The sequence below is a fragment of the Corynebacterium sp. HMSC074C04 genome (assembly GCF_001838295.1).
GTDB lineage: Bacteria > Actinomycetota > Actinomycetes > Mycobacteriales > Mycobacteriaceae > Corynebacterium > Corynebacterium amycolatum.
In genome coordinates this window covers 29,628-36,097 of sequence record NZ_KV836264.1, presented here as the reverse complement: position 1 = coordinate 36,097, position 6,470 = coordinate 29,628, and the positions used below count along the sequence as shown (strand labels likewise).

Sequence of the window (6,470 nt, the reverse complement as noted above, 5' to 3'; positions counted from 1 at the left end):
GTGCAGGAGGTGCGGGGTGCGGGGCGTGTGCGCGGTAAATGTCGGCGCGAACGCCCACCAGCGCACCACACGCACGTTTTTGCCAGCTTTTTGTAGGAAGTAGCGCCGAATTCGCGGTTACTTCCTACAAAAAGCTGGCAAAAACATTTCAGGGGGGGGAGGCAAGGCCGCACCGGGGCCAAGACCGCCCAGGGAGGGGCCGACGCTGACCGCCGACCTCCCGCCTACCGCCCTACCCCTTCAGACCGGGGAAGTCAGTGTCCGCGTACTCGGTCGAGGCCTTGGACTCGCCGCCATCACTGGCGTGGATCTCACCTTCGCGTTTACGCAGGTCAACACGGCGAATTTTGCCGGACACCGTCTTCGGCAGTTCGTAGAACTCAAGGCGGCAAATCCTCTTGTACGGCGCCAGATTGTCGTGGCAGTACTTGAGGATCGACTCCGCCACCTCAGCGGACGGCTCGGCGGACGCCACCAACGCAACATATGCCTTAGGCACTGCCAGACGAATCGGGTCCGGCGACGGCACTACCGCCACCTCCGCCACCAAGGGATGCTCGATCACCACGGATTCGAGCTCAAACGGCGATAATCGATAGTCCGACGCCTTGAAGACGTCGTCGGCACGCCCAATGTAGGAGATGTACCCGTCGGCGTCGCGCTCGGCGATATCGCCCGAGTGGTAGTAGCCATCGGCGAAGACTTCGTCATTCTTCTCCGGCGCTCCGTAGTAACCCGGCGTGAGGCCCACGGGCCGGGGGCGAGGTTCAGGCAGATCTCGCCGGTGTCTCCGATTTCGCCGGTCGCGGGGTCAATCAGAACCACATCCATGCCTGGCAGCGGGCGACCCATCGACCCCGGCTTGACCTTCTGGCCCGGCGTGTTGGCAATCTGAACGCTGGATTCCGTCTGCCCGAAACCATCGCGAATGGAGGTCTTCCACGCCTGCTCCACAATGTTGATGAGCTCAGGATTCAGCGGCTCACCTGCAGCAACGAGCTTCTTCGGCGGGGTCTTGAGCCGGGTCAGGTCCGCCTGTACCAGCATTCGCCACACGGTCGGCGGGGCGCAGAAGCTGGTGACGCCCTCCTCGGCCATCTTGTCCATGAGCGCGGCGGCATCGAAACGCGTGTAGTTGTACAGGAAGATTGTCGCCCCCGCAATCCACGGCGCGAAGAAGTTCGACCAGGCGTGCTTCGCCCAGCCGGGCGCGGCTACGTTGAGGTGCACATCGCCGGGCTCCAGGCCAATCCAGTACATGGTGGGCAGGTGCCCCACTGGGTAGGAGGTGTGCGCGTGTTCGACAAGCTTCGCCTTGGATGTCGTGCCGGAGGTGAAGTACAGCAGCAGCGTATCGTCGGCCGCGGTCTCCTGCTGCGAGGTGAAGCCCTCCGGTGCGGTGTGCGATTCACGGTAGAAGACGGTCGGGTGCGCGCCTTGCGCCAGCTTCGCTTCCGAGCCGACCTGAATGACGGTGATGTCTGCGTCGACGCCGTCGAACTTCGTGGCATCGTCCGGGTTGACCACCACCCAGCGCACCTCGGCGCGCTCCACGCGATTTTGCAGGTCCGCTGTGCCGAGCATTGCGGTCGCAGGGTTGAGCACCAGCCCCGCCTTGATGCAGGCGAGCATTGATTCCCAGAGTTCGACCTGGTTGTTCAGCATCAACATGACGCAGTCGCCACGGCGGGCGCCGAGCCCGAGCAGCCAGTTCGCCAGCTGGTCGGAGCGCCGTGACAGTTCCGCGAAGGTGCGCCGAGTAGCACCGCCGTCGATTTCGGTGATAACCAACGCTTCCTTGTCCGCAGTCGCGGGGTCGGCGCCGCGGCCGGCTTCAAAATTCTCGCCACCTCCCGCCCAGGCCCCATGCGCGAGGCAATCATCTCCACCGTGCTGCCCACCACCACCGTCGTCGACTATGAAGAGCTAGCTTCGCTTGCCGACGTCGTCATCTTCGCGGTCCCGAATACAGAGGTGGCAAACTTCGACCTCTCCAAAGTGCGCGGAACAATTATCGACGCCACCAACCCCTGGGAGGCCACCGGAACCAACTCCGCAGAGTCCGTAACAACGGCGGACCTCGCCAAGCGATCCCCAGGGGCCCACATCGCCAAGACGCTAAACCACGTCTCCTATGAAGAACTGATTAGCGACTACCGAACCCCGGAAGAGATCGCCGAGGGCGCACCGCGCCGAGCAATCGCGGTCATGTCGACTGACCCGGCGGCCCTCGAGGCCGCACGAGCAACAGTCGAAGCCTTCGGATTTGAACCCGTGCCCGTTGACGTGAGCGTCGGCAAGCGATTTAGGCCCGACGGCGACCTTTTCGGAGCGTGTCTATCTGCAGATCAGATGAGGCAGGCGGTCGAGGAATAGAAGCGCCAACTAACTCCTGGGGCTAGTAGCGAATGGCCATGCGACCATCGATCTTGCCCTGGCGCATCAGCTCGAAGACGTCATTAATCTCATGCAGCGAGCACTCCTTAACGGTCGGCTTGACCAGCCCGCGGGCGTAGAAGTCGAGAGCCTCGGCCATATCCTGGCGCGTGCCGACAAGTGAACCACGAATAGTGAGATTGCGGAAGACAATGTCGAACACACTCGCCGGGAACTCCCCCGGCGGAAGGCCATTGAAGACAATGGTTCCATCGCGGCGCGCCATACCAAGAGCCTGGCCGAACGCATCCCTATGGACAGCAGTGACCAGAATGCCGTGAGCTCCACCATCAGTATAGGCCTGAACCGCCTGGACCGGATCCTCATCCTTGGCGTTTACCACGAACTCGGCACCCCACTCCTTTGCATGGTCGAGTTTGTCTTCCGCGATATCCACGGCGATTACACGCATACCCATCGCCTTGGCGTACTGGATCGCCAAATGCCCCAATCCACCGACGCCGGAGACCACCATAAACTGACCCGGCTTCGTCTCGGAAACCTTGAGGCCCTTATATACAGTCACGCCGGCGCAGAGAATCGGCGCAGCCTCCAGGTAGTCCACGCCCTCCGGTATGCGAGCGGCATACCGCGTGTCGACCAGCATGTACTCGCCAAAGGAACCGTCCTGGGTATAGCCGCCATACTCGGCGTCGTTGCACTGAGTCTCACGACCGGTCCGGCAGTACTCACAGTCACCACACGCGGACCACAGCCATGCATTGCCGACAATGTCACCCACGCTGACCGAATGCTTTCCAGGACCGAGCTCGATCACCTCACCGATTCCCTCATGCCCCGGAATGAAGGGCGGCTCCGGCTTCACCGGCCAGTCCCCCTCTGTCGCATGCAAGTCAGTGTGGCAGACGCCGGAGGCAATCAATTTCACGAGCGCCTGATTCAGCCCCGGCTTTGGCAGATCGACGTCGCGAACATTGAGGTTTGACCCGAATTCATCAACAACTGCGGCAGTGAACTGGGAGGACTGCCCAGAACGGACACGGTCTGGCTGCACGGAGGTCATAATCAATCAACTCCTTGACTGGTCGGAAAACAACTGACGTGCAACCCCACGCTTTTTGAAAACGGTTTGCATTAGAATATTTCGTTTCGTTTGTAAAACTATGGGGCGCAAAAGTCAGCATACAGTGACGCACGCCACGCTGTACACCCTTATTTTTCTAATGGAACATATTTAGAGCATGATCAGCGGACGGAATTAAGAAACCCATTCGTTGCGAAAATCGCCGAAAACGCGCAGGTTACACCGCATAGCCATGATTTCAGCACTAATTACGGCGTTAGTTATGTACACGTCCATGGCTCGTGATACAACTCACAAGAGAACTATTTTCACTCAGCCATCACCCTGGCTGAGCCAGCCCAGAAGGAACATCATGAGCGTGCTCAACCTCGCCGAGGCGGCGACTGAGACGGCAATGATTCCGGAATCTACCGGTTTCACCATCGCGGTCGGCGTCATTGGCGTCCTCTTGTCCCTGCCCTGCTGGTTCGTCTTCATCAAGGGCTTCACCCATATGGTGAAGACCATCATGGTGGGCCAGAAGACCTACGGTCACACCGGTGACTGGGGATCACGAATCTGGACCACGATCCGCGAGATCGTTGGCCACACCAAGATGAGCAAGAAGCCGGGCGTAGCCGTGGCCCACTGGTTCGTCATGGTCGGATTCCTCCTCGGATCACTGGTCTGGTTCGAGGCATACATCCAGACCTTCTGGCCTGCCGGCGGCTGGCCAATCCTGAAGGATCTGACGCTGTGGCATTTCGTCGATGAAATCCTGGGTGTCGGTACGACCCTGGGCATCCTGACACTGATCCTCGTCCGCCAGACCAACCTGGGCAAGGAGCGCCTGAGCCGCTTCTACGGCTCCAACGCCAAGGCTGCCTACTTCGTAGAGGCTGTCGTCCTCATCGAGGGCCTGGGCATGATGTTCGTCAAGGCTGCCAAGCTGGCTACCTACGGCGACCACGGTCACACTGGCGCCGAGGTCTGGAACTGGGCGAACTTCGTCACCGGTGGTATCGCACAGATTCTGCCGGCCTCCGAAGTCATGGTGTCCATCTTCGCGCTGATTAAGCTGCTGTCCGGTATGGTCTGGCTCTTCGTTGTTGGCCGCAACCTGACTTGGGGTGTCGCATGGCACCGCTTCCTGGCATTCGCCAACATCCTGCTCAAGCGCAACGCTGATGGCTACAACGCCCTCGCTGGCGCTAAGCCGATGACCTCTAACGGCGAGATTTTGAACCTGGAAGAAGCTGACCCAGAAGTTGACTCCATGGGTACCGGTGTGGTCACCGACCACTCCTGGAAGGCTCTGCTGGACTTCACCTCTTGTACTGAGTGTGGTCGCTGCCAGGAGCAGTGCCCGGCATGGAACACTTCCAAGCCACTGTCCCCGAAGCTGCTGGTTAACCAGCTGCGTGACCACGCTTACGCTTCCGCCCCGTACCTGCTGGCTGGCGAGACCATCGAAACCGCTCGCGAGGGCGAAGGCGCTGGCGCCGCACTGCTGACCAAGCCGCTGGTTGGCGACGGCGACGAGGGCATCATCGACCAGGATGTCCTGTGGTCCTGTACCAACTGTGGTGCCTGTGTCGAGCAGTGCCCGGTTGACATTGAGCACATCGACCACATCGTTGATATGCGCCGCTACCAGGTTCTGGTTGAGTCGGACTTCCCGACCGAGCTGGCTGGCCTGTTCAAGAACCTCGAGACCAAGGGCAACCCGTGGGGCCAGAACGCTTCCACTCGTGCCGACTGGATCAACGAGGTCCGCAAGGAAGGCGTCGTCGTCCCGATTTGGGGCGAGGATGTCGAGAGCTTCGACGACACCGAGTACCTGTTCTGGGTCGGTTGTGCCGGTGCTTACGACGACAATGCGAAGAAGACCACCAAGGCTGTTGCGGAGATGCTTTACACCGCCGGTGTGAAGTACGCTGTGCTCTCCCAGGCTGAGGGTTGTACTGGTGATTCCGCTCGCCGCGCTGGTAACGAGTTCCTCTTCCAGATGCTGGCTGAGCAGAACATCGAACAGCTCGATGAGGTCTTCGACGGTGTCCCACCGAAGCAGCGCAAGATTGTCGTCACCTGTGCGCACTGCTTCAACACCTTCAAGAACGAGTACCCAGAGCTGGGCGGGCAGTACGAAGTTGTCCACCACACCCAGCTGCTAAATAAGCTGGTTCGCGCTAACCGTCTGCAGCCGGTTGCTTCCGGCCAGGGCCGCCAGGTCACCTACCACGACCCATGCTTCCTGGGCCGCCACAACAAGGTATTCGAGGCTCCGCGTGAGCTGATTGGCGCGTCCGGCGCTAACCTCGTCGAAATGCCTCGTAATAAGAACACCGGCTTCTGCTGTGGTGCTGGTGGCGCGCGTATGTGGATGGAAGAGACCATCGGTCAGCGCATCAACGTGAACCGCACCGAAGAGGCTGTCGGAACCGGTGCTGAGGCAATTGCCATCGGCTGCCCGTTCTGTAAGACGATGATGAACGATGGCGTCAACAACGTCATCGAGGACGACGAGAAGAAGCCGGAGGTCCTGGACATCGCCCAGATGCTCCGTGACTCCGTGAAGGTCGACGGCGAGCTGCCGCAGGCACGCGAACCGGAGTGGATTGAGCAGCCAGAGCGTGGCTGGGTCGATCCGAAGAAGGCTGAAGAGGAAGAGCGCCTGCGCCTCGAGGAAGAGGACGCTAAGCGCAAGAAGGCTGAGGCTGCCGAGAAGAAGAAGGCAGAGAAGGCTGCTGCCGGCGCTGGTGCCGCAGCTGCTGGTGCTGCTGCAGGCGCTGCCACCAAGGGCGGCGCTCCGACTCCGGGTGGTGCCAAGAAGGGCGCTCCATCTCCAGGTGGAGCACCGAAGCCAGGCGGAGCAAAGGGCGGAGCACCGACCCCGGGTGGTGCCAAGAAGGGCGCTCCAGCTCCAGGTGGCGCTCCAAAGCCTGGCGGCGCTAAGGCCGGTGCTCCAACTCCGGGCAGCGCCAAGAAGGGTGCCCCGACCCCAGGTGGC

Annotated in this window: 3 protein-coding genes and 1 pseudogene; 2 read left to right on the top strand and 2 right to left on the bottom strand. The window is 60.9% G+C overall.

Annotated elements, in window-relative coordinates; all coding sequences use genetic code 11:
* Positions 1 to 232: 232 nt before the first annotated feature.
* Positions 233 to 1,803, bottom strand: a pseudogene (locus HMPREF3011_RS00170) (AMP-binding protein); the annotation flags it as partial.
* A gap of 63 nt (positions 1,804 to 1,866) precedes the next feature.
* On the opposite strand from HMPREF3011_RS00170, the gene HMPREF3011_RS00165 reads away from it, so the two are divergent.
* Positions 1,867 to 2,376 carry an NAD(P)-binding domain-containing protein gene (locus HMPREF3011_RS00165; RefSeq protein ID WP_070432068.1) on the top strand — a complete coding sequence of 170 codons (510 nt, stop codon included), beginning with the start codon at positions 1,867 to 1,869 and terminating at the stop codon, positions 2,374 to 2,376.
* Positions 2,377 to 2,398: 22 nt separating this feature from the next.
* On the opposite strand, the gene adhP is transcribed toward HMPREF3011_RS00165, so the two are convergent.
* The gene (gene adhP, locus HMPREF3011_RS00160; protein WP_038626805.1) at positions 2,399 to 3,460 is read right to left on the bottom strand and encodes an alcohol dehydrogenase AdhP; all 1,062 of its coding nucleotides are present in this window, start codon (positions 3,458 to 3,460) and stop codon (positions 2,399 to 2,401) included.
* Between the two features lie 373 nt (positions 3,461 to 3,833).
* Here adhP and HMPREF3011_RS00155 point away from each other — a divergent pair.
* Positions 3,834 to 6,470: (Fe-S)-binding protein (locus HMPREF3011_RS00155; RefSeq protein WP_070840952.1), on the top strand; the 2,637-nt coding region annotated here is incomplete at its 3' end.

Bases quoted from the DNA above. Each gene is read 5' to 3' on its own strand.
- HMPREF3011_RS00165 (WP_070432068.1), top strand. From the start codon at position 1,867: ATGCGCGAGGCAATCATCTCCACCGTGCTGCCCACCACCACCGTCGTC.
- adhP (WP_038626805.1), bottom strand. From the start codon at position 3,460: ATGACCTCCGTGCAGCCAGACCGTGTCCGTTCTGGGCAGTCCTCCCAG.